This is a genomic window from Cardiobacterium hominis (genome assembly GCF_900637305.1).
GTDB classification, from domain to species: Bacteria; Pseudomonadota; Gammaproteobacteria; order Cardiobacteriales; family Cardiobacteriaceae; genus Cardiobacterium; species Cardiobacterium hominis.
In genome coordinates this window covers 1,251,737-1,278,624 of record NZ_LR134365.1, presented here as the reverse complement: position 1 = coordinate 1,278,624, position 26,888 = coordinate 1,251,737, and the positions used below count along the sequence as shown (strand labels likewise).

28 protein-coding genes and 2 pseudogenes are annotated in these 26,888 nt (G+C 58.4%); 9 read left to right on the top strand and 21 right to left on the bottom strand.

Annotated features, from left to right (window positions below; all coding sequences use genetic code 11):
* Window positions 1-138: 138 nt before the first annotated feature.
* Genes fbaA through dapB form a run of 8 tightly spaced genes read right to left on the bottom strand, consistent with a single transcriptional unit; the run spans window position 139 to window position 6,278 of the window.
* Window positions 139-1,218 (bottom strand): class II fructose-bisphosphate aldolase, encoded by a 1,080-nt coding sequence (fbaA, locus tag EL199_RS06265; RefSeq protein ID WP_040354536.1) that lies wholly within the window; start codon window positions 1,216-1,218, stop codon window positions 139-141.
* Between the two features lie 42 nt (window positions 1,219-1,260).
* Window positions 1,261-1,926 carry a TIGR04211 family SH3 domain-containing protein gene (locus EL199_RS06260; protein WP_004139813.1) on the bottom strand — a complete coding sequence of 222 codons (666 nt, stop codon included), beginning with the start codon at window positions 1,924-1,926 and terminating at the stop codon, window positions 1,261-1,263.
* Window positions 1,923-2,567 (bottom strand): hypothetical protein, encoded by a 645-nt coding sequence (locus EL199_RS06255; RefSeq protein ID WP_004139812.1) that lies wholly within the window; start codon window positions 2,565-2,567, stop codon window positions 1,923-1,925. Before EL199_RS06255 ends, EL199_RS06260 begins: the two co-directional genes overlap by 4 nt.
* A complete protein-coding gene (gene pssA, locus EL199_RS06250; RefSeq protein ID WP_004139811.1) occupies window positions 2,564-3,325 on the bottom strand; it encodes a CDP-diacylglycerol--serine O-phosphatidyltransferase in 762 nt (253 codons plus the stop codon). Before pssA ends, EL199_RS06255 begins: the two co-directional genes overlap by 4 nt.
* A 2-nt stretch (window positions 3,326-3,327) precedes the next feature.
* Window positions 3,328-4,032 (bottom strand): orotidine-5'-phosphate decarboxylase, encoded by a 705-nt coding sequence (pyrF, locus tag EL199_RS06245; protein ID WP_004139809.1) that lies wholly within the window; start codon window positions 4,030-4,032, stop codon window positions 3,328-3,330.
* Window positions 4,029-5,159, bottom strand: a complete 1,131-nt coding sequence (locus tag EL199_RS06240; protein WP_004139808.1) for a lipopolysaccharide assembly protein LapB — start codon at window positions 5,157-5,159, stop codon at window positions 4,029-4,031. Before EL199_RS06240 ends, pyrF begins: the two co-directional genes overlap by 4 nt.
* A complete protein-coding gene (locus tag EL199_RS06235) occupies window positions 5,159-5,464 on the bottom strand; it encodes a lipopolysaccharide assembly protein LapA domain-containing protein (protein WP_004139806.1) in 306 nt (101 codons plus the stop codon). The genes EL199_RS06240 and EL199_RS06235 overlap by 1 nt, the downstream gene beginning before the upstream one ends.
* A 13-nt stretch (window positions 5,465-5,477) precedes the next feature.
* Entirely contained in the window at window positions 5,478-6,278 is an 801-nt protein-coding gene (dapB, locus tag EL199_RS06230; RefSeq protein ID WP_004139804.1) for a 4-hydroxy-tetrahydrodipicolinate reductase, read from the bottom strand.
* Window positions 6,279-6,347: 69 nt separating this feature from the next.
* On the opposite strand from dapB, the gene EL199_RS06225 reads away from it, so the two are divergent.
* Window positions 6,348-6,854 (top strand): Smr/MutS family protein, encoded by a 507-nt coding sequence (locus EL199_RS06225; RefSeq protein ID WP_126316029.1) that lies wholly within the window; start codon window positions 6,348-6,350, stop codon window positions 6,852-6,854.
* Between the two features lie 84 nt (window positions 6,855-6,938).
* The gene (locus EL199_RS06220; RefSeq protein ID WP_126316028.1) at window positions 6,939-7,172 is read left to right on the top strand and encodes an AbgT family transporter; all 234 of its coding nucleotides are present in this window, start codon (window positions 6,939-6,941) and stop codon (window positions 7,170-7,172) included.
* Here the strand turns inward: EL199_RS06220 and EL199_RS06215 are convergent.
* From EL199_RS06215 to EL199_RS06195, 4 genes and pseudogenes are all read right to left on the bottom strand, one after another.
* Window positions 7,167-7,957: pseudogene (locus tag EL199_RS06215) on the bottom strand (IS5 family transposase). The gene EL199_RS06220 and the pseudogene EL199_RS06215 sit on opposite strands and share 6 nt — an antisense overlap.
* A 115-nt stretch (window positions 7,958-8,072) precedes the next feature.
* Window positions 8,073-9,047: a CAP domain-containing protein gene (locus tag EL199_RS06205; protein WP_004139800.1), complete on the bottom strand. Its 975-nt coding sequence runs from the start codon at window positions 9,045-9,047 to the stop codon at window positions 8,073-8,075.
* A 165-nt stretch (window positions 9,048-9,212) separates the two neighbouring features.
* A complete protein-coding gene (locus EL199_RS06200) occupies window positions 9,213-9,725 on the bottom strand; it encodes an IS1096 element passenger TnpR family protein (RefSeq protein ID WP_004139799.1) in 513 nt (170 codons plus the stop codon).
* Window positions 9,726-9,780: 55 nt separating this feature from the next.
* Window positions 9,781-10,152, bottom strand: a complete 372-nt coding sequence (locus EL199_RS06195) for a hypothetical protein (RefSeq protein WP_040354532.1) — start codon at window positions 10,150-10,152, stop codon at window positions 9,781-9,783.
* Between EL199_RS06195 and EL199_RS06190 the strand changes: the two genes are divergently transcribed.
* Window positions 10,104-10,466, top strand: coding sequence for a M20/M25/M40 family metallo-hydrolase (locus tag EL199_RS06190; protein ID WP_081447796.1), 363 nt, complete (start codon window positions 10,104-10,106; stop codon window positions 10,464-10,466). The genes EL199_RS06195 and EL199_RS06190 overlap by 49 nt on opposite strands.
* Before the next feature lie 6 nt (window positions 10,467-10,472).
* Entirely contained in the window at window positions 10,473-10,652 is a 180-nt protein-coding gene (locus tag EL199_RS06185; protein WP_004139794.1) for a hypothetical protein, read from the top strand.
* 135 nt (window positions 10,653-10,787) lie between these two features.
* Here the strand turns inward: EL199_RS06185 and EL199_RS06180 are convergent, their stop codons facing one another.
* The 6 genes and pseudogenes from EL199_RS06180 to EL199_RS06155 form a co-directional block, all read right to left on the bottom strand.
* Entirely contained in the window at window positions 10,788-11,927 is a 1,140-nt protein-coding gene (locus EL199_RS06180; RefSeq protein ID WP_004139792.1) for an FRG domain-containing protein, read from the bottom strand.
* Window positions 11,928-11,946: 19 nt separating this feature from the next.
* Window positions 11,947-13,656, bottom strand: a pseudogene (locus EL199_RS06175) (ribonucleoside-diphosphate reductase subunit alpha); the annotation flags it as partial.
* Between the two features lie 339 nt (window positions 13,657-13,995).
* Window positions 13,996-14,400, bottom strand: coding sequence for a GFA family protein (locus tag EL199_RS06170; protein ID WP_040354527.1), 405 nt, complete (start codon window positions 14,398-14,400; stop codon window positions 13,996-13,998).
* Between the two features lie 63 nt (window positions 14,401-14,463).
* Complete coding sequence (locus EL199_RS06165; protein ID WP_004139787.1) at window positions 14,464-15,441, bottom strand: ribonucleotide-diphosphate reductase subunit beta; 978 nt, start codon at window positions 15,439-15,441, stop codon at window positions 14,464-14,466.
* 319 nt (window positions 15,442-15,760) lie between these two features.
* Window positions 15,761-16,765, bottom strand: coding sequence for a hypothetical protein (locus EL199_RS06160; protein ID WP_126316027.1), 1,005 nt, complete (start codon window positions 16,763-16,765; stop codon window positions 15,761-15,763).
* A gap of 76 nt (window positions 16,766-16,841) precedes the next feature.
* Complete coding sequence (locus EL199_RS06155; protein ID WP_004139784.1) at window positions 16,842-17,948, bottom strand: lipid A deacylase LpxR family protein; 1,107 nt, start codon at window positions 17,946-17,948, stop codon at window positions 16,842-16,844.
* 128 nt (window positions 17,949-18,076) lie between these two features.
* Between EL199_RS06155 and rpmH the strand changes: the two genes are divergently transcribed.
* Genes rpmH through mnmE form a run of 5 tightly spaced genes read left to right on the top strand, consistent with a single transcriptional unit; the run spans window position 18,077 to window position 21,823 of the window.
* Window positions 18,077-18,214 (top strand): 50S ribosomal protein L34, encoded by a 138-nt coding sequence (gene rpmH, locus EL199_RS06150; RefSeq protein ID WP_004139783.1) that lies wholly within the window; start codon window positions 18,077-18,079, stop codon window positions 18,212-18,214.
* Between the two features lie 16 nt (window positions 18,215-18,230).
* Complete coding sequence (rnpA, locus tag EL199_RS06145; protein WP_004139781.1) at window positions 18,231-18,587, top strand: ribonuclease P protein component; 357 nt, start codon at window positions 18,231-18,233, stop codon at window positions 18,585-18,587.
* Window positions 18,584-18,826 carry a membrane protein insertion efficiency factor YidD gene (gene yidD / locus EL199_RS06140; RefSeq protein ID WP_004139779.1) on the top strand — a complete coding sequence of 81 codons (243 nt, stop codon included), beginning with the start codon at window positions 18,584-18,586 and terminating at the stop codon, window positions 18,824-18,826. Before rnpA ends, yidD begins: the two co-directional genes overlap by 4 nt.
* On the top strand, window positions 18,810-20,483 hold the full coding sequence (yidC, locus tag EL199_RS06135) for a membrane protein insertase YidC (RefSeq protein ID WP_004139777.1): 1,674 nt from the start codon (window positions 18,810-18,812) through the stop codon (window positions 20,481-20,483). The genes yidD and yidC overlap by 17 nt, the downstream gene beginning before the upstream one ends.
* Window positions 20,483-21,823: a tRNA uridine-5-carboxymethylaminomethyl(34) synthesis GTPase MnmE gene (gene mnmE, locus EL199_RS06130; RefSeq protein ID WP_004139775.1), complete on the top strand. Its 1,341-nt coding sequence runs from the start codon at window positions 20,483-20,485 to the stop codon at window positions 21,821-21,823. Before yidC ends, mnmE begins: the two co-directional genes overlap by 1 nt.
* Before the next feature lie 123 nt (window positions 21,824-21,946).
* Here mnmE and gltS read toward each other — a convergent pair whose 3' ends face one another.
* From gltS to EL199_RS06115, 3 genes are all read right to left on the bottom strand, one after another.
* Entirely contained in the window at window positions 21,947-23,200 is a 1,254-nt protein-coding gene (gene gltS, locus EL199_RS06125) for a sodium/glutamate symporter (RefSeq protein ID WP_004139773.1), read from the bottom strand.
* 258 nt (window positions 23,201-23,458) lie between these two features.
* The gene (locus EL199_RS06120; protein WP_004139772.1) at window positions 23,459-24,688 is read right to left on the bottom strand and encodes an HlyD family type I secretion periplasmic adaptor subunit; all 1,230 of its coding nucleotides are present in this window, start codon (window positions 24,686-24,688) and stop codon (window positions 23,459-23,461) included.
* A 12-nt stretch (window positions 24,689-24,700) separates the two neighbouring features.
* Window positions 24,701-26,875: a type I secretion system permease/ATPase gene (locus EL199_RS06115; RefSeq protein WP_004139769.1), complete on the bottom strand. Its 2,175-nt coding sequence runs from the start codon at window positions 26,873-26,875 to the stop codon at window positions 24,701-24,703.
* Window positions 26,876-26,888: the final 13 nt, after the last annotated feature.

Here is a 26,888-nt window from a genome sequence, read left to right as displayed (position 1 = left end):
TGTATGTAAATGGGGATGTTGGGTTACGCGCTAACCCAACCTACGAGCGGACGTTTTTAGCGTCGCCCTACGGGGATTCGTGCTTTTGTAAAAAAGGAATGCAGCCCGCAGGCTGCATTCTCTCGGGGGCGCGGCGGTTTAGAGGACGTCGCGGCAGTTGAGGTCGTCAAAGGCGACTTCGAGGCGGGCAGACATGGATTCTTCCATTTTCCGCAGCCAGACCCGCGGGTCGTAGTGTTTTTTGTTCGGCGCGTCCGGGCCGGTGGGGTTGCCCAGCTGGCCCTGCAGGTAGGCCTCGTTCTCCTTGTAGAACTTGAGAATGCCTTCCCAGGAAGCCCACTGGGTGTCCGTGTCGATGTTCATCTTGATGGCGCCGTGGCTGATGGCCTCGCGGATTTCTTCGCGGCTGGAGCCGGAACCACCGTGGAAGACGAAGTTGATCGGTTTGGCCGCAAGTCCGCGCTCTTTGGCGACGTATTCTTGTGAGTTGCCAAGGATGCTCGGTTTGAGTTTGACGTTGCCTGGTTTGTAAACGCCGTGCACGTTGCCGAAGGCGGCGGCCACGGTGAAGCGGTGGCTGATGGGGCTCAGCTGGTCGTAGACGTAAAGCACGTCCTCCGGCTGGCTGTAGAGCTTGGACTCGTGCACGTCGGAGTTGTCCACCCCGTCCTCTTCGCCGCCGGTGATGCCGATTTCAATTTCCAGGGTCATGCCCATTTTGTCCATGCGCTCCAGGTACTTGCGGCAGATGGCCATGTTTTCCGCGATGGGCTCTTCGGACAGGTCAATCATGTGCGAGGAGAACAGCGGCTTGCCGGTTTCCTTAAAGAATTGCTCGCCGGCGTCCAGCAGGCCGTCAATCCAGGGCAGCAGCTTCTTGGCGCAGTGGTCCGTGTGCAAAATCACCGGAATGCCATATTCGGCGGCAAGGGTGTGCACTTGTTTGGCGCCGACGATGGCGCCGAGGACGTCCGCCCGCGCACCGCTCGCCGGTTTGATGCCTTTGCCGGCGAGGAATTGGGCGCCGCCGTTGGAGAACTGGATGATGATGGGCGCTTTGACGCGGACGGCGGTTTCCAGCGCCGCGTTGATGGAGTCGCTGCCGACGCAGTTTACCGCCGGGATGGCGAAGCCTTTTTCTTTGGCGACGGCAAAGACTTTTTGTACGTCATCCCCGGTGATGACGCCGGGTTTTACGAAATCGAAGACTTTTGACATGGTGTTTTCCTGTGGTTTTTGACGGTTCATTGATGCGACGACTCAGAGGTCGTCAAAGCTGCTGCGGCGGCGCTGGCCGAGGCGGAACAGGCCGGAGAGCCAATGCAGGACGAATCCTGCAAAGACGAGAAACCCACCGATGTAGAGCTGTTTTTGGTTCAGGTTTTCTTCGAGGCGGGTGTTGCGGTGTTTCAGGCTCAGGTTTTCTTGTTCGAGGTTGACGACTGCCGCCTGGAGTTCGCGGTTGCGCTGGTCGATGGCGATGGCGTTGCCGGAGGCGCGTTGCAGGGCGACGAGTTCGTCGCGCGCTTTTTGTTCGGCGGCTTGCAGGGCTTCAAGACGAGCTTTCAGCGCATCCAGCGACTGGTTTTGGTCGTTGGTGGTGTTTTGCAGGTTTTGTGCTTCGCCTTGCAGTTGTTGGAGTTGTTGTTGTTGTTCGGCGAAACGACTGTGCACGCTCGGCGTTTCCATGATGCTGCGCGCCGAGACCCAGCCGTTGAGTTCGCCAGTTTTGACGTGGATGTAGTCGCCGTTGCGGTCAAGCATTTCGACGGCTTCGCCGGAGCGCAGGGTGCCGAGGAATTTGGCATCGCTCGCCGGTTTGTCGTACACGGCGGTGCGCAGTTCGTCGCTGATCCAGGCTTTTTGCGCGCCAAAGGCAGCGCCAACGCCGCAGATGAGGGTGAGCAGCACGGGGCTTTTTTTCAAAACAGGCTCCTTTTGATTTCTTCCCATTGTCGCCACAGCGTGTTTTTTTGTGTCATGTCGCTGAGGACGGTGTAAGGATGTAAAAAATTATAAACTTTTAAGGTTGTCTTGCCAAACGCGCTGCCCGCGGTTTGCAAGGCTTCGCCGCAGGTAATGAGCGGTTTGGCGTCCAGGTCGGCAGGCAGGGCGGGGTTGGCGGCGGGGACGGGTAATGGCGCCGCGCGGGCAAGGTCAAACCAGGCGGTAAAGAGGCGCAAGGCTTCCGCGCTGTCGGTGGCGCGAAAGAGGGCGAGTAGCAGGCGGCGTTCGTCGTCGCTGGCAAAGGGCATCAGCCGCCCCGCTTCGCTCCACAGCGGCGGCATCAGCCAGTTGCTGCGCAGCGCTTCGCCGGTGAGGAGGGTGTAGTCGCGGGCGAGGTGGACGCTGGCATGGATGCCGGGCAGTGGCAGGATGGTCGCATCATTCGTCGCGGGCGCTGTTGTCGCGGTGAGGCTTGCGACGGCGGCGGGTGCGGTTTTTTCGCGCTCTGCTGATGGCGCGGGCGGGGTGGCGCGCAACGCGGCCAGTTCGGCGCGCGGCAGCCAGAGTTTGTAGCCCAAGAGCGCCAGCGCCGTTTGCTGTTGCGGCCGCAGGGCAATCACCCGGTGCGTCCCTGACGGCGTTTGGCGATGCGCCACAGCGTCCAGATGGGACCGTGCAGTCCGTAGATGAGGAAGAGGCCGAACAGCACCGGCGCGGGTTCGAGGAAGATGAGGCCGATGAGGCAGGCGGGCAGCGCCGCTTTGCTAAACGGCAGGCGGCTTTGCAGTTTGAAGGTTTTGAAGCTGTAGTATTTGAAGTTGCTGACCATCGCCAGGGCGCTGAACCAGGTGAGGACGGCGGAGAGCATGATGAGGTTGGCGCCGTTCCAATGGTAGTTGCTGCCGGTCCAGACGAAGCCGGCGACGATGGCGGCGGCGGATGGGCTGGGCAGGCCGACGAAGACGGCTTTGTCGGTGACGCCTACCTGGACGTTAAAGCGCGCCAGGCGCAGCGCGGTGCAGGTGGTGTAGATGAAGGCGGTGAGCCAGCCGAGTTTGGCGGGGTAGATCGGTTCGATGGCGGCGAAGTGCAGCGACCATTGGTAGATGACGATAGCGGGGGCGACGCCGAAGGAGATGAGGTCGGCGAGCGAGTCGTATTGCACGCCGAATTCGGATTCGGTATGGGTGAGGCGGGCGACGCGGCCGTCGCAGCCGTCGAAGATCATCGCCACAAAGATGAGGGCGGCGGCGAAGGTGAAGCGCCCGCTGCCGTCAATGGCGGCGAGAATGGCGTAGAAGCCGCAAAAGAGCGAGGCGGTGGTAAAGAGGTTGGGCAGGATGTAAACGGTTTTTGAGCCGCGCGTGGGCATGGGCATGGTTATTCTCCTTGCGCGATGGATGCGATGATGTCTGCCAGCGCGATGGCTGGTTTTGCTGCACGGGTAACGGGGCGGCCGATGACGAGGTAATCGCTGCCTGCTTGCAGCGCCGCGGCGGGGGTCATGGTGCGCGTCTGGTCATCGGCGGCAACGCCTGCGGGGCGAATGCCGGGGGTGACGGTAAGGAAATCGGAGCCATGCGCGGCTTTGACCGCGCCTGCTTCGTGCGCCGAGCAGACGACGCCGTTCAGCCCGCTGTCGGCGGCCAGCGCGGTGAGTCGCGCGACGTACGTGGCAAGCGGTTCGGCAATGCCAAGCTCGTCGTGCAGTTCGCTCTCACTCAGGCTGGTGAGTACGGTGACGGCAATCAGCAGCGGCGGCTGGCGGTAATGTGCGACGGCGTCGGCGGCGGCTTCGAGCATTTTGCGCCCGCCGCTGGCGTGAACGTTCACCATCCACACGCCCATGTCGGCGGCGACGCGCAGGGCGGAGGCGACGGTGTTGGGGATGTCGTGAAATTTGAGGTCAAGGAAGATGTCGTAGCCAATGCCTTGCAGGGTTTCGACCAGCGCCCTGCCCTCGCGCGTGTACAGTTCTTTGCCGACTTTGATGCGGCACAGTTCGGGCGAGAGTTGCGCCGCCAGTACGAGCGCGTCCTCGCTGCGATTGACATCAAGCGCGATGAGCAGCGGTTTGTTTTTCATCGGTTTTCCACTTTGAGTTCGAGCATCGGGCGGAAGCTACTCCAGGCGAAGCAGGCCGGGCAATGCCAAATGAGGTTTTGTTGGCGGAAGCCGCATTCGTTGCACTGGTACACGGTGCGTGGCGCGATCAGTTTGCCTGCCGTATTGGCGAGCGGCGCGAAATTCGTGCGGTACGTGAGGTAGGCGGAGAGCAGCAGCGGCGTTTTCTTCTCTTCCATCCGCGTTTGCAACAGGTCGGCGGCGGCATCGGGCGAGGTGTCATTGAGCAACTGGGCAAGTGCCAGCGTCAGGCGCGGGTTTTTCGTCTGCGCTTCGACTTTTTCCAGCCAGCCACGGTATTCGTCGCTGCGGCCGATGGCACGGTAGGCCTCGGCGATTTCCGGCAAGACGTCCGGCAAGAGCGCTGCCGACTGTTCGCCGATGGATTGCAGCGCGTGGATGGCATTGACGTATTCGCCCTGGCGCAGGTAGAGCTGGCCGCGCATGCGGTTGGCGCGGACGCAGTCGCGGTCGGCGACAAGCGCTTGTTGCAGGTAGGCGGCAACGCTGGCATCGTCGCCCGCCTGCTGCGCCAGTTCGCAGTAGTAGTGCGAGATTTCTTTGCCGCGCGCGCCGTAACCCTGCGCCTGCCATTGTTCGGACAGCTTCAGCGCCGCCTGCCATTGTTTGGTGCGCTCATAAAGATGCGCCAACGCCGGCATCACTTCCGCCGCGCGGTATTGTGCCGCCAGCAGCGTTTCAAACAGCGCCTGCGCCTGACTGTACATGCCGGCGGCAGCGTAATCTTCCGCCAGCTCGTAATCGACCGCGCGCTGTTGCGCTTCGGAGAGCTGCGAATGGTTGCGCAGCTGCTGGTGCAGGTGCAGGGCGCGATCCAGTTCGCCGCGTTTGCGAAAGAGACTGCCGAGGGTAAGCTGGTTTTCCAGCATTTGCTGATCCAGATCGGCCATGTGGATGAAGACGTCCACCGCGCGGTCGGTCTGGTCATTCAGTAAAAAGCCCACGCCCTCGAAATACGCGGCGCGGGTCTTGTCCGCACGCAAATCGCGTGCTTCCTTGCGCATTGCCAGCCACCAGCCCGACCAGGCGGCAAGCGGCAACAGCAGGATGATGAGCCAGTCAGCCATCAGGCGGCGGTTTCCCGGTCAGCGTGGAATTCTGCCTGAATCGCTGCCATCTCCGCTTCTTTGCGTTCCCGCGCCATCAGATGCTCCAGCGCACGGGCGCGTTGCCGCCAGAAGAACGTCTGCGCGCCAAACAAAACCAGCATCATCAGCGCGCCAAACAGGAAACAGATGAGCATCACCACCACCAGCGGTAACGTCTGCTTGTCCCAAATATAATCGAGCGTTACCGCGCCGTTGTTGAAAAGGCCAATCACCGCAAAGGCGATGCAAAGGATGATAACGATCAAATAATTCAAAAATTTCATAACACGTCCCCGCTTACGAAGTGAAGCCCAGTACATCAGCCATGCTGTACAACCCCGCCGGACGATCGCCCAGCCAGCTTGCCGCCGTCAATGCACCGCGCGCAAAAATACGGCGGTTGCTGGCGCGGTGGGTAAACTCCAGCCGCTCATCATCCGCCGTAAAGAAAACCGTATGTTCGCCAATGACATCACCGGCGCGCACCACAGAAAAACCAATATCGCCCGTCTTGCGGCGATTGACATAAGGATAGCGCTTGCGCTCGTCAAAATCGCTGTCCTGCGCGGCGGCAATCATCTCGCCGAGACGCAATGCCGTGCCGGAAGGCGCATCCACCTTGTTGCGGTGATGCGCTTCCAGAATATCCACATCCCAATGCTGAAAATCCAGAACTTCAGCGACGCGGCGGCTGACCTCAAACAAAATATTCACACCGAGACTCGTATTAGCCGCCAGCACCAGCGGAATATGCTGCGCCGCGCGGTGAATCCAGGCGGTCGCGTCCTGGTTGAAGCCCGTCGTGCCAATCATCAGCGGCTTCTTCAGCTTCTGGCAGACCGGCAGAATGGCAAGCGTCGCGTCCGGGCGGGTGAAATCCACGACCACATCCACCGCCGCGCAAAACTGATCCAGATTGCTGGTAATGCGCACCGTGCAGTCGGGCAAATCGGGCGCCACATCGCACAGGCGCTTGCCCGCCCACTCATGGCCATTGCGCACCGAAGCCGCGCCCAGTTCCAGATCCGGATGCGCCATAATCTCGTGCGCAATCGCCAGCCCCATCTTGCCATTAATCCCGTGAATACCGATTTTCATGATTCATCCTTACTAAAAAGCGCCGCAGAGTTATGTATGATAAAACGACTCCTGCCTCACGAAGCCCCCATGACGGAAAAAGAACGCTTTGCCGACCTCGTCGGCATCGTCACGCCCCTGAAAACCCCGCCGCAAGCCGAAGACTTCGGCAAACAGGCGAAAATTTTACAGCGCCGCCGCATTGAAGCGCAACGTATTCGACACGCCACCGCCCCGCAAGAAGCGCGGCACAACCTCGCCGCCATCCCCGAGGCGCGCTTTCATGCCCTCTGCGCCGGGCGCCTGCCGGTTGCGCGCGAAATCGACCTGCACGGTTTCTTCGTGGACGAAGCGCTGCGCTACCTCGGCGACATGCTGGACGAACGCAAAAACCGCCGCGCCGAATGCTGGGTGATCGTGCACGGCAAAGGACGCAACAGCCCGCATTACGACCGCGCCCCGCTGAAACAGGCGGTGCTTGACCTGCTCCTGCGCCACCCGGCGGTGAACGCCCTCGCCACCATCATCGACAGCGACGGCTACAGCGGCGCGGTGTCTGTCGAAATAAAAGAAGCGATGCGGGTGCGGCGGCATTAAGCAGCGAATCGGCGACAAACCCCGCTGCATCCGCAGAAAAGCCTGCGCTAGACTGGCCTGCCCTACAAAAATGGAGAAATCGCCATGTCCAAGCCTGTTCCTGCTGCCCCGCCGGGCAACCGTTCCCGCTTCAACCGTTTTCTCGATGCCATAGAAACGGCCGGTAACAAACTGCCCGACCCTGTTTTCATCTTCATCATTCTTTGCGTGGTCATCTTGATCGCTTCATGGCTGGCAGCGCTTACCGGGGTGAGTGCTGTCAATCCCGCTACCGGTGAGACCATTATCGCCGTCAATCTACTTAGAGCGTGTTCATAGTCTTCGTAGCAGGACTCCCAAGAAAGCCAAAACGACCATTTGCAGACTGGTACTCAACTTACGCTCGCAGTTTTTCCAAAGCCGCCTGTTCTTTTCCAACCAGGAAAAACTGCGCTCTACTACCCATCGCTTCGGCAATACTGCAAAACGGTGCAATTCGTTTCGTTTGGCAATCTCTACCTCCGCACCAATCAACGCTTGTACCGACGAAGCAAATGCCTTACCCGTGTAACCACCGTCAGCAAGGATTTTTTGTATCGCACCAAGACTATCCAGCTCGCGTTTTAATGCCAGCAGACAGCCTTTTCTATCCGTAATATCCGCCGTCGTTACCGCAAGGGCATGCGGCAAACCCTGCGTGTCAACCGCTATATGCCGCTTGATACCGCTCACTTTCTTGCCCGCATCGTAGCCTTTTTCCATGGCGGTATCCGTGTTCTTCACACTCTGCGCATCAATAATCAGGAAAGTGGTTGCTTCATGGCGCCCCTGCTTGCGGCGCTCCGCAACTACCTGATTTTTTTAATGCTTCCTCAAGGATGCTGATGCCGTTTTCGCGTGGTTCGGTCCATCTCTGGAAGTAGGAATGCACGGTGCGCCATTTGGGGAAATCGCCCGGCAAAGCGCGCCAGGAGCAGCCGGTACGCTGCAGATAGAGAATGGCACGAGACATCGTACAAGTCCACCTGGCGTGGCGCTGTGCGTTTACGGGCACTTTCCAGCAGGGGAAGGAGAGGCGCAAATTGCTCGCGACTGATATCGCTTGGGTAGGTTTTTCTGTTCATGCCGATAGTTTACAGCAGAGGCTGAGACAATGAACACGTTCTAAGGAAAGTGCCAACACGGCATTTTTATCTTGTGCCCGGTAGGGCAGGATCTCTGGTTCGGCAGATAGCATCATTACCACTCCAGGGTTCTGCGTTTGCGGGTGCGGAAAGTCCAGCGTTCCGTTTGTTCCTTGCCGCCCTGGGTGTAGTGAAATTCGGCGGTGTATTCGGTGTCGTAATCAAGCGGGGCGGGGGCGAACAGGGCAAATTCGTTCGCCTGCATCAGGTGGTGGCGGTCGTTCGCGGCGGTGAGGATGGTCGGGTTGCGGATTTCGCCTTTGTCGGAACGCAGGGTGAAAGCGCGCATTTCCACGGGGGCTGTCGTGCCATAAAAGGCAATGCTGACCGGATTGCCGACGGCTTTGGTGCTGGGCATGGGGTTGGGGATTTCCTTGCCGTCATAGGCGGGTTCGATGTTGCCACCGGCGGGGTATTTGACTGCGCCGATGTAGCGGCGCGGTGCGGCATCGAGCGGGATTTTCACCGTCTGGCCGTTGCATTCCATGGTGAGGACGTAGCGTTTGCTCGCTTGACTGCCCGCCTGCGCGCACAACTCACGTTTGCGGCTGCTGCCCTGCACGATGACGAAGGTGGCGTGGCGGCTGCGGACCCAGGCGACGCCCGCTTCGTCGTGATCGGGGTCGAGCAGGGCGAGGCGGTGATAAAGGGCGGTCATCAGGCCGTCGGTGCTGCGGATGCCGCTGCGTGCGAAGTTGCCGGCGGTGAGATTTTCCACCACCGGGGCGGGATAACCGGCGGCGGTGGCGCGCGCCTGCGGGTCGGCGCCGGTGTAGTGCGGGTTGCGGCGGTTGTTTTCCTTGTGGCCGTGCGCGTCCTTGCCGAGATAGGCGGCGTGATTCTGCGCCGCTTGGGTCAACGCGGGATTGGGGCGCAATTCCTGTATTCCTGCCTGCGCCCGCCAGTGGTTGAGGCGCTCCAGCCCCGCTTTCGCTTCTTTTTCGGGGTCATAGTGCCACTGTGAGAACCAAGCGATGCCGAGAGAGACGACGGCGAGCGGCAGCCAGAATTTAACGATGCGCTGCATCATGGAAGAGTGTTGCGACATAGGGGAGGGTGGGTGTGAATGGGCAGCATATTGTACAGGCAGTTGGGAACGTATGCGGTTGTCTTGCTTGATGCGATGCCTGCGCTTGCGCCCGAACGGAATGCAGGCGACAAAAGAAGAAGCCCCGCCGTGGCGAGGCGTGTCGCTTTATGTCTCGTCTTCCTCGTCATCTTCGTCTTCATATTGCGCGGGGGATTCGCCGACTTTTTTCACGATGACGGCATAGGGTTCGTCGCCAATGGCTGCCGCTTCCAGCGGATAGATTTTTTCCAGGCACAAGCGGTGCATCCAGTCGTCACCAAAGTCGAAGCGGTAGTAGATGAAATCTTTTTCTTGCAGCTTCGCGTCGTCGAGGGTGAAGATCGCGGCGTTGTGGGCGATATCGCCTTCATCCATCATCATGTCGGCATCTTCCATGCTGTACGGGTCAAGAACCCGCTCTTTGCAATCGTATAAGGCGTGGTCGCTTTTTGCTTCTTCGTGGGTGAGGATGAATTGGTAGAGGTGCGGATCGTAGCGGTCGAAGGCGGTGAAGATGAGGTCGTGCAGGTCTTCGAAGGTGGCATTGCCGGTGATGTCGAGGATGCGGTGTAGTTTGTTGGCCGGCACAGCGTGGTATTCGATGAGCGATATTTTGAAGCGGTAAATGTTGATGAGCATGGGGTTCTCCGGTAGGTATTCGCTTGGTGCGGATTTTAGCCCTGCTTGGCGTCGGTTAGAAATCGAAGCGGATGCCTTGCGCATAGGCAAAACGCAGTTCATCCGCGCCGATAAAGTCGCTGTTTTTGCTGGCATCCGTCTGGCCGCTGGCTAAGGCGGTGTAAAGGTCGGCATAGCGTCTGCGATAGCCGCAGGTGCGGATATGGTGGCTGAGGAAATCGCGCGCCGCCTCGCTGCCGCCGCAGCAGAAGGCGTAATAAAAGAGGCCGCTGTGCAGGTTTTTGTTGTCCAGCCAGGGGTTCAAGGCACTGCCGTGCTGGCGCAGGTAGGCGACGGTAGCGGCTTTGTCGGTAAACAGGTCGCACAGCGGCAGGGCGTATTGCTGCAAGTCAGCGACGATGCCGTGCACACTGTGCGGCAGGCGCACGCTACGCCCTCAATTACCAGACAGGCTACAGCGTCACCTGGAACGACCCGGAAAAAACTGCCATCGTGCGCGAAATCGCTCGAGCACGACATGGGGACCGCGTGGTCAGCCTGCCGGCGATGCTGGGTGGCGAAGACTTCAGCGCCTTTGCCCGCTGCGCTCCGGCCACCTACATCTTTATCGGCTCTGGCAGCAACGGCAACGACTACCCGCATCATCACCCCAAATTCGGGCTGGACGAAAACAGCTTTACTATCGCCTTACAGATGATGATTGACGTCGCCAAAAACAGCGCCCGCTTCCGCAAGAACTGAAACCGCATGACAAAATACACAAATCCCGTTTTTATTTGGCTTTTTCAGTTACCTGTGATTGCCAGAAACATTATGTACCGCGATGCGGTGATGCAAGCAAAGACAATGGCGGAATCTCTCGCCGCTTTTTGGGATTACCATGACAGCCATCCGCATCGCGGCGTGCGACGGGATTTGCCGATTTAGGCGCTGTTTACCATTCAGCCGTGAATCTTTGCAGGTTGGGTTAGCGCGCAGCGCGTAACCCAAAAACGGAACAGGTTCGCAATTCGGTTTATTGGGTTACGCTCGTACCTCGCCAACCCAACCTACAAACTTGAGTTATCTATTATTTTTTACATAATACTCTATAGTCTTTTGCTGCATGGATTTTGCATAAGAGGATAATTCTGGGTATATAAAATCCCTCGTAATTCCATACATAGATAATTCTTTACGTATATTATTTTTATTTTTTTCAGGTATTAATATTTTAAATCTCCCTGAAAACTCATCAAACTTATTAAAATTAGGGTTTATTATTATATTTGATTTTCCTATGACATGGTCATCATATACAATATCATCAATAGTTTTAGAGAACATAAAATAGCCTTGTTGATTCCTTATTCTTTGATTAAATGGTAATGGTTCTATCATAATAACAGAATCGCCCCAATATTTGGTATTGCCAAATTGACGCTCAATTGAATAAATATTTATATCACTAAGATGGCAGTGGATATTTTCTATAATATTTTCAAATATATTAAAATATTCTTTTACTCCAAATTTTTCTTCTTTGTTATCAATGGCATTGTTAATTACATCATATATGTTAATACAATTTGGGTGTAAAGAAAATAAATTAGAAAAAACCGAATCTCTCTTCCCAATATTTCCTCTATATTTTTTATTAACAAGAGAGCGTATATGAAACAAGTCTTTTATATAAAATTTTTCACCAGAGTCAATGTATTTATAAGAATCATGAAGTAATTCCAACCACATATCTGATTCAATAAGGATAGTTTGATAGAACTCTTGGCTAGATAATGAAAATATAGGGTGAACACCTGTATGATAAATCATATATACAGCAGAAAATTCATTTTCTTCTGAACTCTCAACAGCAAAATATAAAGAAACTAGAGGATTTATTGTCCAATCAATTAACCTAGTCGCCACCCCATAATGTTGAGCTACAAACATTAAATCTAAAGGTGTTAAATCATGGTTTTTCAAGAAGCTTACTTCAGAATAAAGTGAAGCTTTTTGTTCAAAATCCAAGAAGAGTGATCTAGCAAATCCTCTTCTATTAGTTCCGGTAATATTATTATTTTTTATAAGTCTATATATAGCGGAGCTTACATCCCAATTGGAAGATTTTTGCCCCCTAAAAAATACCTGAACGCTCTTGTCTTTAGGATATAGTTTTCCAATTATCTTCATGTAATCAGATACATTTTTTATCATTTCCATACTAACCTCTATTGTCTAATCACCCCTCACAACTGCTGCAATTCAACAGGTTTCGGTTAAACCGCTGTGCCGCGCTCATGCTGTGCTGGTAGTAGATGGATTTGAGGCCGAGTTCGGCGGCGGTGAGGTAGAGTTGGTTAATGTCGCGGGTCGGGGTGTCGGGGTGAATCATGACGTTGATGCTTTGTCCCTGGTCGATGTATTTTTGCCGTTGTGCAGCTTGTTGGATGACGGCGAGTTGGCTGATTTCGGCGAATGTTTTGAAGATTTCTTTTTCTTCGTCATTGAGGGCAGCGAGGTGCTGTACGGAGCCGTCGTTTAGCAAGATGCTTTCCCAGGTTTTTTCGTTGTCGATGCCTTTTTCTTTGAGCAGTTCTACCAGGAACGGGTTTTTGTAGGTGGTTTTGATTTTGGCGAGGTCTTTGACGTGGTAATTGGATTTGAAGGGTTCGACCGACGGCGAGACGCTGCCCAGGATGAAGCTGCTGGATTTGGTCGGCGCGATGCTAAGCAGGGTGGTGTTGCGGCGGCCGTAGCCTTTAAGCAGTTCGGGTTCGCCAAATTTTGCCGCGAGCGCTTTGGAGGCAGCCAGCGTTTTTTCTTGCAATAGCTGGAAGATTTCGTTGTTTTTTTGCATGGCGGCAAAGCTGTCGAAGGCGATGCGGTTTGCCTGTAAATAGCTGTGCCAGCCGAGTACGCCGAGGCCGAGCGCGCGGTGGCGTTTGGCGAAGCGGTGCGCGCGGTCAAGGAAGGGGATTTCTGCGCTTTTTTCGATGAATTCGCTCATGACGGCGTCCAAGAATTGGGTGAGGAGTTCGGGCGCGTCGGTGTGTTTCCATTCATCGAAGTAGAGCAGGTTCATGGAGGAGAGGCAGCAGACGAAGCTTTCTTCGTCGCTCGCCGGCAGCATGATTTCGGTGCAGAGGTTGGAGGCGTACACGGTCATGTTGCGGTCTTTGTACACGTCCGGGCGGCCAGCGTTGGCGTTGTCTTTGAAGAAGAGGTAGGGGATGCCGGTTTCGGCTTTGCGTTGTAGGACTTTTGCCCAGACGCGGCGTTTTTCGGGGTCGCCTGCTTTCATGCTTTCAAGCCAGGCGTTGCTGATGCAGACGCCGTAGTACATGAGCTGGATGGGGTTGCCTTCGGTGTGGATGTCCAGCCATTCGTCAATGTCGCCGTGGTCGATGTCAATGTAGCCCGCGAATTGGCCTTTGCGCGAGGTGCCTTGTGAGATGACGTCGATGATGGTGTCAAACAGTTTGCTGAAGTTGAAGCTGCCGTCGGATTTGCCGTTGTTGCTGATGTCGCTGCCGCGCGGGCGGATGGCACCGAAGTAGGCGCTGGTGCCGCCGCCGATTTTGCTCATCATGCCGACTTCAGCGGTGGTGCGCATGATGTCGTAGATGGAGTCGCCGATGTAGCTGCCGAAGCAGGAGATGGGCAGGCCGCGCGAGAGGCCGAAGTTTGACCAGATGGGCGAGGAGAGGGAGTAGTAGCCGCGTGCCATGTAGTGATGGAAGCGTTCGGCGAAGGTGTCGTCTTGCAGGATGTTGCCGGCGTGTTCGGCGATGGCACGGATGCGCGCTTCTGGCGTGGTGCCGTCCAGGAGGTAGCCGCGCTGGAGGAAGAGGCGGCTGTCTTCGGTGAGCCAGGCGAAGTCGGGGCGGGTTTGTGCGGTGTGGGTCATGGGTTGGTTCCTTGCATGTTTTTGGGTGGACGGCGTTCCGGGTGCCGGGTGCTGTTTGCGGTTTTACATACGGGGTAGCGGGAAGTGTGTATGTAAACGGGTTGGGTTGTTTGGGTTTTGTCGCGCTGCGGGTGGTTTGCTGCCCCCACCCCGGCCCTCCCCCACAGGGGGAGGGAGCATATCAGCGGTTTAGCTCGTTTCAGTTCGCTACGCAAATACGCTGAATAAGTGATTTCCGCTGCTACGCGATTTTTCACACCCCCTCCCCGACCCTCCCCCGCTGCGGGCTTCGCCCTGCAGGGGAGGGGGCAGTTTGGTCGTTATACATACACCTGAGCGCTCAAGGTGTATGTAAATGAGTTGGGTCGGTAGCGGGCTTTTCTATAGGGCGCGGATGTCTGCTGGGGCTTGCCACCAGTTGTTGTGCAGGCCATCGCAGCAGGTGATGGTGCCGCTCATCAGTTCGTCTGTGCTGGCATCGTCCAGGGTGTTGAGGCGCACCGCGAGGAAAGCGCCGCCCATTTCCGCGATGTCGCCGTAGTAATAGAGGTGGGTGCCGCAGTGTTTGCAAAAGATGTTGTGCACGCCGTCGGGGCGCTGTTGGTAGTCGCTGCATGATGCTTCTCCCGCGAGCAGGCGGAATTTGTCCGGCTGGATACGGCTGTTCCAGTTGCGGGTTTTCATGCAGTAGCGGCAGTTACAGCGGATGCTGCCTTTGCTGAGGTCGATGTCCGCTTGGTAGCGTACTCGTTGGCAATGGCAACTGCCGTGGTAGGTTTTTTCCATGGTTTTCCTTGGGCTTGGGCAAGCGGTTATTCGTCGCGCATAAGGTATTTGCCGGGAATGGTTTTAGAAGAGGTCATCCGCCGTAATTTGTTTGATTTTTTTGCTGTAGTCGGTGCTGCGTTTGTAGAAGAAGTCGCCTTCTTTGCCGGAGAGGATTTCGATGTCAAACCACTCGGTTTCGCGCAGTTTTTTTGTATCCACGAGGTAGGGTGCGTTGATGCCGAGGATTTCCAGCGAGTTGTTGTAGCGGTTGGTGATGTAGTTTTCGACGGTGTCGAGGGTGATGAAGTCGAGGTCGCCGTCTTCAAAGATCCAGCGCAGGATGCCGCGTTCGGCTTCGAGTGCGTGGTTGGCGAGTTGTTGCAGTTCGTCGTAGAAGTCGGGGGTGAAGAGGCGCGGGTGTTCGTCGCGGATGATGCCGTAGAGGGCGATGCCGAAGCGGCCGTGGATTTCTTCTTCTTTCGAAGTCGCCTCCACCGCGTTCGAGATGCCTTTGAACAGGTTGCGGTGTTTGTTAAACGACATGATGATGAGGAACTGGCCAAAGAGCGAGATGTGCTCGACAAAGAGCGAGAACATCACGAGCGACAGCACGAAGCGCTCGCGACCAATGTCTTTGTCGCGCATGAAGTCTTCCATGTATTCGATGCGCCGCATCAGCGCCGGGTATTCGGTGATTTGGCTGAACATTTCGTTCATGCCCAGTTTTTCCAGGAGGAAGGAGTAGGCGTCTTTGTGGCGGATTTCGCTTTCGGCAAAGGTGCCGCCGACGTCGTCAATTTCCGGCTTGGGGAAGTAGCGGTAAAGGTCGCCCCAGAAGCGTTTGACGCTGACTTCTACTTGCGAGATGGCGAGCATGGCGCGGGTGAGCGCGGTGCGCTCGCGCGGGGTGATGACGGTTTTGTAGTCCTGGATGTCGCCGGTGAAGTTAAATTCGGTGTGCAGCCAGTAGGAATGGCGGATGGCGTCCTTGAATTCGAGCAGTTCCGGGTATTCGTAGGGCTTGATTTGGATGCGGCGTTCAAAGAGGTTGCGGGTCATGGCGGGCGTTCCGTTCGGTGAGTCATGAAAAATCCCGCGCGCGGGCGCGGGCATTTTTCGGCGCATTTTAGGACGATTTTTGGGTGCGACAAGGGGGGCTTCACCCCCTTTTTCGTTTCTTATTGGCTAAGCTGAATTTTCTAGTTCTTGTGTCTTTTTCACCACAATAGCACTATATGTTGTGTTTCGACGTACTTTCGGGAAATGATGCGCAAGGTTTTAAAACGCCGTTTTTCACCGCTGACACGCGCCCCTATTCGATTGGTGCCATCCGGCGGTTTGATGAAAATTGGGGTGAACGGGTAAACGCGCGATGAATTTACGGCAAGGTTTTTTCGCCAAGGATTCCGGGATGTTTTTTTATCTCCCCGTAAGGGATGACCGTCGCGGCAGGATGCGCGTGCGCGGCGGCGCGGGCAGGCAGGAGCGGGCCGATGTACACGCCCTGCGGCGTCAGGTAGAAGTAGGGATAGAGGTAGTGATGCAGCTGGTAGGGGTAGTCCTGCATCGTCTGCGGCGCGACGGTTTGCAGGGTGGCAAGCAGCCACTGCGCACGCCGTTCGCGTTCTGCCTGGTCGGCGGGGTTGTCGTCAGCGAGCGGGTGCGGCGGGGTGTCGCCCAGCCAGAGCAGGTCTTCCAGTTCGAGGCCGCGTCCGGCGGCGATGCTGTAGGTGATGCCGTAGTCGCCGCTGTAGGGCGTGCCGCAGTTGTTTTCTTCGTGTATGTGCTGGCTGAGGTAGCGGTCGTTTGTCAAGGTCGGGGTGATGGTCGTGCGGTATTGCAGTGCGGCGCGTTTGTCGGCAGGCAGGGCGGCGAGGCATTCCCGGCGCGCGGCGAGGGTGTTGAGCGCCTGCGCGCGCAGGTATTGGTTGAGTGCCTCCCGTTGCGCGGCGGGGTAGCCGTCGGCCATGAGGTAGTGTTCGAGGCCGCTTTGCGGCTCACGGTACCATTGCAGGGTTTTGTCCTGTTCGCGCTGGATCGTGGTTTGGGTGAAGGTGATGTCGGCAAGCAGCGCGGCGGCAAAGGGCAGTTCGGCGGTGTAGAGGCGGTTGTCCGCTTCGGTTGGTGATGCGATGAACGGCGTGAGCGGGCTGTCGTTCCACCAGGCGCTATTGTTGTGCAGGCGGAGGATGTCGCCCGCTGCGCTGCGATAGCAGGTCGCGCCATTCGCGCAGTCGGGCGACGGGGCGAGCGGCTGCGGCAGGCGCTCGTCTTCGTAGAAATAGGCGCGCGCGTCGTCGCTGGCGATGAGGCTGCGGCCGCCCACGTCGCCCCGGTAAACGGCGGCGTGGACGGGAATGGCGGCAAGTATGAGGAGGGGCAAGAGGGGGCGCATGGTGTTTTATGGCGTCGCGGTGTCGTTATACATACGCTTGAGCGCTCGTGGTGTATGTAATTTTTCAGAAGCGGTAACTGATGCCCACCGCGCCGAAGCTGGAGCTGTTTGCCAGCGGGCCTTCGAATTCGCGACTGCGCCAGTTGACGGTGTAGCTGATGCGGAAGTTTTTGTGGTTGTAGGCAGCGCCGAGGGCGATGTCGTGTACGAAGGGGCGTTTGTCCACGCGGTGGCTGTCTTTCCAGGTGTTGCCGTCGAGGAAGATGTTGCGCGCCATCAGGCGGGCGTCGTAGCCGAGGAAGGCCATCCAGCCGTGGCCGTCGGTGTATTCGAAGTAGCCGCTGCCGGGTATGGCCGGGCGGACGCGCACCGGCTGGGTTTGCCAGCGCAGGTTGGCAGGGGTGAGGTCGATGATGAAGCCCGCGTTGGCGTAGGTGTAGACGTTGCCAAGGGTCAGTCCGGCGTGCGGCGCGAAGCGGGCGTGCAGTTTTTTGCCGATGTCGGCGGTGTAGTAGGCCGGCCACGAGCGCTCCCAGGAGAGCATGACGGCGGGTTCGTCGCGCAGTTGGTGTTTCCAGCCGTGCGGTTGGTAGTCGGCGTGAATGAGGCGGTGAAATTTATCCTGGATGAATTCGCCCTGCGCCGACGGGCCAATCCAGCCAAGGGTGAGTTCGGTGTCGTCCATGTGGCGGTCGGTGATGGTGCTGACCCCGGCCGAGCCGTAAACAAAGGCGGCATAGGGGCGGTCGCGCGTGTCCAAGGTGGCGCGGTCAATGTCGCTCGGCGTGTAGAGGTTGTGGCCGAAGGAGAAGTAGCTGCTGGTGGTCTTGTTGACCTCGAAGGTTGGCACGAGACGGTCAATCCAGTCCACATAGAAAGGCTGGTCGGCGCCAACGTTGAACCAGGTGAGGCGCAGGCCGTTGGTGTAGTCACGGTCGTAGCCGCTGCCAAATTTGTCGTTTTCGATGTTGAGGGTAAAGAAGCGTTCGTTGCTGCGCAGAATGTGGTCGGGAATGGCGTCCACAATCGGCTCGCTGGGTTTTTCAACGGTTACTTGCGGCGTTTGCAGGATGACGTCGGCTTGCGGCGGCGGAAAAAGTTTGCGCCAGGGGTTCGTTTCTTCGGCATGAGCAGCAGCGGCAATCAAGAAAATCAACAGGGCAAGACGCATGACAATGACTCCGGTAGAGGTTGGCGGCACACTCTAACCGAATCCGCCGCCACGCGGTAGGCAAAATTGACATTTTCAGGGGCTATCCGTATGATTGCGCGCTTTGAATTTTCCCCAGGAGCTAAAAAATGTCCAAAAGAACCTTCCAGCCGAGCAACCTATCCCGCAAGCGCACCCACGGCTTCCGCGCCCGCATGGCCACCAAAAACGGCCGTCTGGTTTTGAAGCGCCGCCGCGCCAAGGGACGCCACCGTCTGACCGTATAATCGCGGCCGCCGTGGCGTGAATACGTCATTTCCCCGCACGGCGAGACTGACGCAGCGCGCCGACTTCGACCGCGTATTTCAAGCCCCGGAACGCAAAAGCAGCGACCGCTGTTTTACCGTTCTGGGGCGTTGTCGTCTGCAAGACGGCGCAGCGCGGCTGGGACTGGTCATCGCCAAGCGGCAAATCCGCCGCGCACACGAGCGCAACCGCATCAAGCGGCTGGTGCGCGAAAGCTTCCGCCAGCTGCCCGCCCGCGAACGCGCCGCGCTGGACATCATCGTCATCGCCCGCCACGCCGCCGAAGAACACGACAACGCCGCCATTGCCCGCGCCCTCGCCCGTCACTGGCAGCGTCTTTTCCCTGAAAAATGAAACGACTGTTGATTGGCGCCATCCGCCTCTACCGCAAGACCCTGAGCCCGTTTATTGGCCAACAATGCCGCTTCGAGCCGACCTGCTCACACTACGGCGAAGAAGCCATCGCAAAACACGGGGCGCTGCGTGGCACCATCCTGACCGTATGGCGCATCCTGCGCTGTGGCCCCTGGAGCAAGGGCGGCTACGACCCCGTTCCCGAAACCTTCTTGGTGAAGCATGAAAAACAACCCTAAACTGCTTTTATACATCGCGGCCGCCTTCATCGCCTTCCTGCTCTGGCAGAAATGGCAGATCGCCAACCTGCCGCCGACGCCAACCACCGCCAGCGTCCCCGCCGCCACAGACGTCCCGCAAGGCACGCCCGGCAGCGACGTCCCTGCCGCAACCAGCGGTACCCGCAGCGACATCCCCGGCGACACCCAGGCCGACACCACTGCCAACGGCGCCGTCATCCACGTCAAAACCGACGTCCTCGAACTGGACATCGCCAACAAAGGCGGCACCATCGTGCACACCACCCTGCCCGCCTACCCCGAAAACAAAAACGGCGACAAACCGCTTGCCCTGCTGCACCAGGACAACCCCGGCCGCTTCCTCCTGCAAAGCGGCCTGACCGCGGCAGACGGTGGCAAAGCACCGAGCCACCACGACACCTTCAGCGCCGCCGCTACCACTTACACCCTTGCCGATGGCCAAGACAGCCTCGTCGTCCCGCTCAGCTGGCAAGAAAACGGCATCACCGTACACAAAACCTACACCTTCAAACGCGGCGCCTACGACTTCACCCTCGAACAAAAAGTCGAGAACCACAGCGACAAAGCCTGGCGCGGCAACGCCTACCAACAATGGGTATTCGGCCAGCCCCTGCCGTCCAAAGGCCTCGGCCAGGTTGCAACCTTCACCGGCGCGGTCATGTCCTACGACGACGACCCCTACGAAAAAATCAAACTGGGCAGCAAATTCAACACCAACACCGAAACCGGTTGGGTAGCGATGATCCAGCACTACTTCCTCGGCGCCATCATCCCGGCACAAGGCCAGCCGCAAGCCTTCTTCACCAACACCAACGCCAGCAGCGGCGACAACTTCGCCGGCGTCGTCGGCGCCTCCAGCGAAGTCGCCCCCGGTGGCAGCACCAGCTTCACCAGCCAAATCTACATCGGCCCGAAAATCCAGAAAGACCTGAAAGCCGTCGCCCCGAACCTCGACAAAACCGTCGATTACGGCTTCCTCTTCATGATCGGTCAGCCGATGTTCTACGTCATCAACTTCATCCACGGCATCCTGCACAACTGGGGCTGGGCGATCATCGTCACCACCTTGCTCATCAAACTGCTGTTCTTCACCCCGTCCGCCTGGGCATACAAATCCATGGCGAAAATGCGTCGCCTCGGCCCGGAAATGCAGCGCATCAAAGAGCGCTACGGCGACGACCGCCAGGCCGCTAGCATGGCCATGATGAAACTCTACAAAGACGAAAAAGTAAACCCGGCCAGCGGCTGCCTGCCGATGCTACTGCAAATCCCCTTCTTCATCGCCTTCTACTGGGTACTGGTCGAATCCGTCGAACTGCGCCATGCGCCGTGGCTCGGCTGGATACAAGACCTCTCGGCGATGGACCCCTACTACATCCTGCCCATCATCAACGCGGCGCTGATGTTCCTCCAGCAAAAACTCAACCCGCCGCCGCCTGACCCGACCCAGGCGAAAGTGATGATGATGCTGCCGCTCGTCTTCGGCATCATGTTCATGTGGTTCCCCTCCGGCCTCGTCCTCTACTGGACCGTGAGCAACGCCTTCGGCATCGTCCAACAATACATCATGAACAAACGCTACGGCGAACGCCAACCGGGACACCATCACCACCACGACAAAGGGCACAAAGCCTGATGCAACCCGCCCGCGACACCATCGCCGCCATCGCCACGCCGCCCGGAACGGGCGGCGTTTCCATCATCCGCATCAGCGGCGGCGAAGCACTCGCCATCGCCGCGCGCGTGAGCGGCATAACCCCCGCACCGCGCCGCGCCACCCTCGCCCACATCCGCGACGCCCGTGGCGACACCCTCGACCAGGCGCTACTCCTCTACTATCCCGCGCCGCACTCCTACACCGGCGAAGACACCCTCGAAATCCAGGGACACGGCGGCATCGCCGTCACCCAGGCGGTACTTGCCGCCGTGCTGGATGCCGGTGCGCGCCTCGCCGAACCCGGTGAATACACCCGCCGCGCCTACCTCAACAACAAAATCGACCTCGCGCAAGCCGAAGCCATCGCCGACCTCATTAACGCCCGCTCACAAGCAGCCGTCAAAGCGGCAAACCGCTCCTTGCAAGGCGACTTCTCGCGCCAAATCGAAACACTTGCCGCCGACCTGCTCGCCCTGCGCATCTACATCGAAGCCGCGCTGGATTTCCCCGAAGAAGAAATCGACTTCCTGCGCGAAGGCGACATCGCCGCGCGCCTGCAAGGCTGGGGCGAACGCCTACGCACCCTGCTCGCCCAAAGCACCCAGGGGCGGCTGATGAACGACGGCATCAACCTCGTCATCGCCGGCAAACCAAACGCGGGCAAATCCAGCCTGCTGAACGCGCTGGTCGGCGAAGAACGCGCCATCGTTACCGCGCAAGCGGGCACCACGCGCGACATCGTGCGCGAAACCATCCTCATCCACGGCATGCCGGTAAACATCCTCGACACCGCCGGACTGCGCGAAGCGAGCGACCTCGTCGAACAAGAAGGCATCCGCCGCACCCGCCAGGCGCTCAACCAAGCCGACCTCATCCTGCTGCTGCGCGACGGCAGCGCACTTGACGACCGCGGCGACGAAACATTGCCGCCGGAAAGCGCTGACACGCCGCTGCTCCTCGCCTACAACAAAGCCGATCAAACCCCGCCTGCCGTACAAGCACAACATGCGGACGGCCTGTGGCTCTCAGCCAAAACCGGCGCCGGCATTGACGCCCTGCGCGATGCCATCGCCTGCGCCGTCGGCCGTGACAGCCGCGAAGAAAGCCCGTACATCGCGCGCGAACGCCACCTGCGCGCCCTGCACCAGGCCGAACGCCACTACCAGCACGCCCTCGCCCAACTGCACGCCAGCCAAAACGGCGAACTCATCGCCGAAGACCTGCGCCTTGCCCACGACGCGCTGGGCAGCATCACCGGTGCGGTCAGCAGCGACGACCTGCTCGGCCATATCTTCTCCTCCTTCTGCATCGGCAAGTAACACCACCCTGCCCTTCCCGCTTGGTACATATGGCGCTATTAGTGCCCATACAACGCCCCGCAGAAAAAACCCCTTTCGCATAAAAAACCACCGCAAGCGGTGGTTTTTTATGGCAAGCCGTGTTTAGTGGATGGCCTTGACGAAGGTTTGCAGTAAGCCGGCGTTGATGAGGTCGACGAGGAAGGCGCCGACCATCGGCACGATGAGGAAGGCTTTGTGCGACGGGCCGAAGCGTTCGGTGACGGATTGCATGTTGGCGACTGCGGTCGGTGTCGCGCCGAGGCCGAAACCGCAGTGGCCGGCGGCAAGTACAGCGGCGTCGTAGTCACGGCCCATCAGTGTGTAGGTGATAAAGGTCGCGTAGAGCGCCATCACGACGACTTGTACCAAGAGGATGATGGTGACCGGCAAGGCGAGCGCGGTCAGCTGCCACAGTTTGAGGTCCAACAGCGCCATCGCCAGGAAGAGCGAGAGCGAGGCGTTGCCAAAGACGTCTATCGCGCGGTCAAACATGTTGAAGCGGAAGATATTGGTCAGCACGTTGCGCAGGATGACACCGAAGGCCAGCGCCCAGACGAATTTCGGCAGATCGAGTATGGCAAGTACCGGTTTGAAATAGACTTTGTCGATGCCGTCCATGATTTCCGCGAACGCCAGACAGGCGGCGAACATCGCCAAGGTGTCGATGGCGGAGCTGGCGGTAATCAGGCGTTTGCGCTCCGGTTTTTCGAACATGTCGTTGGCATCTTCGCCGGTGTCGTTACCGCCGTCATCAATGGTTTCCAGTGGTTTGCGCTGCATTTTGTTGATGAGGCGGCGTGCGACCGGGCCGCCAATGAGGCCGCCGGCGACAAGGCCGAAGGTGGCACAGGCAATGCCGATGTCGGTTGCGTTGGCCAGGCCGATTTTTTCGAGGTCGGGCCCCCAGCCTGCCGCAGTGCCGTGTCCGCCGGTCATGGTGATGGAGCCGGCGACGAGACCCAGCAGCGGGTTTTGGTCCAGCGCGACGGCAAGCCCGACGCCAACCGCGTTTTGGACGGCAATGAAGACGCCGACGACGATGGTGAAGATGACTAGCGGCATGCCGCCTGCTTTCAGGCGGGAGAAGTCCGCGCTCAGGCCGATGGAGGAGAAGAACACCAGCATGAAGGCTTCGCGCAGCGATTTGTCGAAGGCGAAGCTGACGTGGTTAAAGAGGTAAAGCGCGTAGATGATGACCGCGGCGACAAGTCCGCCCGCGACGGGTTCGGGGATATTGAAGTCCTGCAGGAAGCGGTATTTCCGCACCAGATAGCGGCCAAAGAGCAGGACGATGGTGGCGATAATCAGCGTGTAGTAGCTGTTGATTTGCCAGGTCGTGAGTTCTGGAGTTTGCATGGTGTTACCTCATTGTCAAAGGGCGTGGTTCTGTCTGCGGCACGTCGCGGTTTTTCCGCGCCATCCCGTGTTTCGGCGGGTTCGCGGGGAAATTCCCCGGTCGGGCAATACTAGCACAGGGTTAATTTCTGTCAAACTTCCCTTCATGCTTGGGCAGAAAAAACGCCCGCAGGGCGGGCGTTGGTCATCAAGGGTTGTCCGGTGATGATTCGAAGCGCTATTTACATAGCGCCTGAGCGCTCGATATGTATGCATAAATCAGCGCTCGTGCAGCGCCTGTTTCATCCGGGTAATGGGCTTGATGAGGTATTGGAAGACGGATTTGTTCCCGGTTTTGATATCAACGGTGGCAACCATCCCCGGCAGGATGCGCAGCTCTTTGCCGTTTTTGTCGGTCAGTTTGCTGTTTTTGGTTTCGACCAGTACGCGGTAGTAGGATTGGTTGGCATCCAGGTTCAGCTCGCTGCGGCGGCGCTCGTCGCTCAAGGTGTCCGGACTGATGAGGGTCACAACGCCATCGAGTCCGCCGTAGATGGCGTAATCGTAGGCGGAGAGTTTGACCACGGCAGGCAATCCGGGATGGACGAAGGCGACGTCCTGCGGGCGGATATAGGCCTGCACCAGCAGGGTGTCGTCAATGGGGACGATTTCCATGATGTCCTGCCCGGCGTTAATCACGCCGCCGACGGTGGTAATTTTGATGTTGTTCACGATGCCGCGCATTGGCGAGCGGATGTTGGCGCGCTCGACCGGGTCGGCGTGCATGGCGAGGTTTTCCCGCGCCTGCGCCAGTTCGGCTTCGGTGCGCACCAGTTCGTTGTTCGCCTCGGTTTTGTACTGGTTGCGGCGTTCGTTGATTTGTAGCGCCAGATCGGCGGATTCGCGCTGCATTCGCAGCAGTTCGATTTCAGACGATACGCCGCGTTTGACCATCGCTGCGGTGCGGCGGATTTGTTCGTCGAGGATGCGTTTGCTTTGTTGCAGGCCGGTGACGGCTTCGTCCAGCGCGCGGCGGCGTGCCTTGTAAGCGCTGGTTTCGCGGTCGCGCAGTTCTTTGGCAACGCTGGCGGGGAATTTCAGCGGTTCGTCGTAGGCTTCGCTGCGGTAGCGCGCCAGCATGGCTTCGAGGTTCACTACTTTCGCCTCGCTTTCGCGCAGTACCGCGGAGCTGCGGGTATCGTCAATGGTGACGAGGATATCGCCCGCTTCTACCAGGTCGCCTTCTTTGACGTGCAGTTTGGCGAGAATGCCAGGGTCAAGGCTCTGGATGACTTGCAGGCGGCTGCTGGGGATGATGGAGCCCTGGCCGCGCGTGACTTCTTCGAGGTCGCTGTTATACGCCCAGATGACGAAGGCGGTGAGGAAGGCGGTGAGGAAGAAGATGCTCCACCACAGGCCGCGGTGTTTTTCTTCTTGTAGGGCAGCGTTGAGGTCGCTGACGAGTTTCAGGTCTTTCTGCGACAGTTTGGGTTTTCTGCGTAGTGCCATGGTTCAAGCGCCTCAGATAGTTTCTTGTTTGCCGTGTCCGGCGACGGGGGCTGGTTGTGCGGCAGGCGCGCCCGGCGGGGTGGCAGGGCGGCCGCTCAGACGGTCGAGTACGGCTTGTTTCGGGCCGTCCATGACGATTTGTCCCTGCTCCATGACGATGATGCGGTCCACCAGCATGAGGATTTGCGGACGGTGGGTGACGACGATCATGGTGCGGTCGCGTACCCAGTCGGCAAGCGCGCGCAGCACTTGTTGTTCGGTGTTTTGGTCAAGGCCGCTGGTCGGTTCGTCGAGCAGTACCACGCGCGGGTTGCGCAGGGTGAGGCGCGCCAGGCTGACGATTTGTTGTTGTCCGCCGGAGAGGCCGGCGCCGTTTTCGCCCAGCTGCATGTCCAGCCCGTGCGGGTGTCCTTGTATCAGGCGCTCCAGTCCGAAGCGCTTCAGTGCGTTCAGGAGGATTTCGTCGCTGTAGAAGCCGTCGGAGCGGGCGAGGTCTAGGTTTTCGCGCAGGGTACCGAGGAAGAGTCGCGGTGATTGCGCAAGCAGCGCTACTTCGCTGCGCAGGAAGTACGGGTCGATTTGTCGCTCGTCAACGTCATCCAGGCTGACCATGCCGTTTTGCGGTTCGTACAATCCGGCAGCCAGTTTGAGCAGGGTGGATTTGCCGCTGCCAATGCGGCCTAGGATGGCGATTTTTTCGCCCGCCTTGACGTTGAGCGTGAGGTTGTCCAGTACCCGCTTGCCTTCTTTGCCGTAGGCGAAGGTGACGTTTTCAAAGCCAATTTTGCCTTCGGGGTGGTCGAGGGTGATGTATTGGCGGTCGGCATGGCGCTCAATCGGGCGGCGGGTGATGTTGTTTACCCCTTGCAGGGCGAGACGCGCCTGCTGGAAGCGCACTGCAAGGCCGGCGATTTGTGCGACTGGGCCGAGAGCGCGGCCGGAGAGGATGACACAGGCGATGAGCGCCCCCATGGTGATGCGGTCGTGGACGTTTTCGGCGTGGATGAGGTAGGTGCCGTAAACGACGAGGATGACGGTGTTTAATTGCTGGATGGCGGCGGAGAAGCTGGTAACGAAGTTGCTGATGTCGCGCGTTTTGATGCTGGAGGCGGCGGTTTTCGCGGTGTAGGCGTCCCAGCGGCGCTGCGCCCAGCTGAAGGCGTTGTTTACTTTCAGGGTTTCCACGCCTTCGATGGCTTCCACCGCCAGTCCTTGCCGCTGCGAGGATTCGCGCATGGATTCGTTGATGGAGCGCGCCAGCGGGAATTGCGCGAGAATGCCAGCGATGACGACGATCGGGATGATGGTCAGCGGTACTACGGCAAGTTGGCCGGCAACCATGTGCATCACGGTGATGAATAGCAGGAAGAACGGCATATCGACGAAGGCGAGCAGGCTAGCGCTGGTCATGAAGTCGCGCACGGATTCGAAGTCGCGCAGGTTGTTGGCGTAGGAGCCGGAGGAGGCGGGTTTGTCTGCCATGCGCAGCTGCATGACGCGGCGGAAAAGCGCGGCGGAGATGATGAGGTCGGCTTTTTTGCCCGCGATGTCGGTGAGATGCCCGCGGATGAGTTTGGCGAGAAATTCGAAGAAGATGGCGAGCGAGACGCCAATGCTCAGCACCCACAGGGTTTCCATGGATTTGTTCGGGATGACGCGGTCATAGACGTTCATCACGTAGAGCGAGCTGACCAGCGCGAGGAAGTTGATGAGGAAGGTGGCGATGATGACTTGGTAGTAGTAGCGGCGGAAGCGCCAGATGACGCGCCAGAACCAGCCTTTCGGCAGTTCGTATTCGGGCAGTTCGGAGCGGACGTCTTTTGCCGCCTTTGGTTTGATAAACCAGGCATAGCCGAGGTATTGCGCTTCAAGCTCTGCCGTGGCGAGGCGCTGTTCGCCAATGCCTGCAAATTCAATCACGGCTTCGTCGCCAGCGAGTTTTTTCAGTACCGCTGCTTCGCCGTCGCGCAAGAGGATAACTGCGGGCAGCGCCAGTTGCGGGATTTTGCGTAGTGGACGCTTTTGCAGGTGGTTTTCAAAACCCTGATGTTTCAGTTCTTCACCGAGGGCTTTTTGGTCAAAATCGCCCGCATCGTCACGCGGCACAGATGCCGCCAAGGTGACGGCGGCAACGGGGCTGCCGAGTATGCGGGTCAGCAGACTGACGTGTTCAAGCAAGCTGTTCATGGAATGCCCTTTC

Coding starts and splice junctions, on each gene's coding strand:
- EL199_RS06200 (WP_004139799.1), bottom strand. CDS start 9,725: ATGCTCATCAACATTTACCGCTTCAAAATATCGCTCATCGAATACCAC.
- mnmE (WP_004139775.1), top strand. CDS start 20,483: ATGCAACCCGCCCGCGACACCATCGCCGCCATCGCCACGCCGCCCGGA.
- EL199_RS06220 (WP_126316028.1), top strand. CDS start 6,939: ATGTCCAAGCCTGTTCCTGCTGCCCCGCCGGGCAACCGTTCCCGCTTC.
- EL199_RS06120 (WP_004139772.1), bottom strand. CDS start 24,688: ATGGCACTACGCAGAAAACCCAAACTGTCGCAGAAAGACCTGAAACTC.
- dapB (WP_004139804.1), bottom strand. CDS start 6,278: ATGAAAATCGGTATTCACGGGATTAATGGCAAGATGGGGCTGGCGATT.
- yidC (WP_004139777.1), top strand. CDS start 18,810: ATGAAAAACAACCCTAAACTGCTTTTATACATCGCGGCCGCCTTCATC.
- EL199_RS06170 (WP_040354527.1), bottom strand. CDS start 14,400: ATGGAAAAAACCTACCACGGCAGTTGCCATTGCCAACGAGTACGCTAC.
- EL199_RS06155 (WP_004139784.1), bottom strand. CDS start 17,948: ATGCGTCTTGCCCTGTTGATTTTCTTGATTGCCGCTGCTGCTCATGCC.
- EL199_RS06180 (WP_004139792.1), bottom strand. CDS start 11,927: ATGGAAATGATAAAAAATGTATCTGATTACATGAAGATAATTGGAAAA.
- gltS (WP_004139773.1), bottom strand. CDS start 23,200: ATGCAAACTCCAGAACTCACGACCTGGCAAATCAACAGCTACTACACG.
- EL199_RS06225 (WP_126316029.1), top strand. CDS start 6,348: ATGACGGAAAAAGAACGCTTTGCCGACCTCGTCGGCATCGTCACGCCC.
- pssA (WP_004139811.1), bottom strand. CDS start 3,325: ATGCCCATGCCCACGCGCGGCTCAAAAACCGTTTACATCCTGCCCAAC.
- rpmH (WP_004139783.1), top strand. CDS start 18,077: ATGTCCAAAAGAACCTTCCAGCCGAGCAACCTATCCCGCAAGCGCACC.
- yidD (WP_004139779.1), top strand. CDS start 18,584: ATGAAACGACTGTTGATTGGCGCCATCCGCCTCTACCGCAAGACCCTG.
- EL199_RS06235 (WP_004139806.1), bottom strand. CDS start 5,464: ATGAAATTTTTGAATTATTTGATCGTTATCATCCTTTGCATCGCCTTT.
- EL199_RS06240 (WP_004139808.1), bottom strand. CDS start 5,159: ATGGCTGACTGGCTCATCATCCTGCTGTTGCCGCTTGCCGCCTGGTCG.
- EL199_RS06185 (WP_004139794.1), top strand. CDS start 10,473: ATGACAAAATACACAAATCCCGTTTTTATTTGGCTTTTTCAGTTACCT.
- fbaA (WP_040354536.1), bottom strand. CDS start 1,218: ATGTCAAAAGTCTTCGATTTCGTAAAACCCGGCGTCATCACCGGGGAT.
- pyrF (WP_004139809.1), bottom strand. CDS start 4,032: ATGAAAAACAAACCGCTGCTCATCGCGCTTGATGTCAATCGCAGCGAG.
- EL199_RS06205 (WP_004139800.1), bottom strand. CDS start 9,047: ATGATGCAGCGCATCGTTAAATTCTGGCTGCCGCTCGCCGTCGTCTCT.
- EL199_RS06115 (WP_004139769.1), bottom strand. CDS start 26,875: ATGAACAGCTTGCTTGAACACGTCAGTCTGCTGACCCGCATACTCGGC.
- EL199_RS06165 (WP_004139787.1), bottom strand. CDS start 15,441: ATGACCCGCAACCTCTTTGAACGCCGCATCCAAATCAAGCCCTACGAA.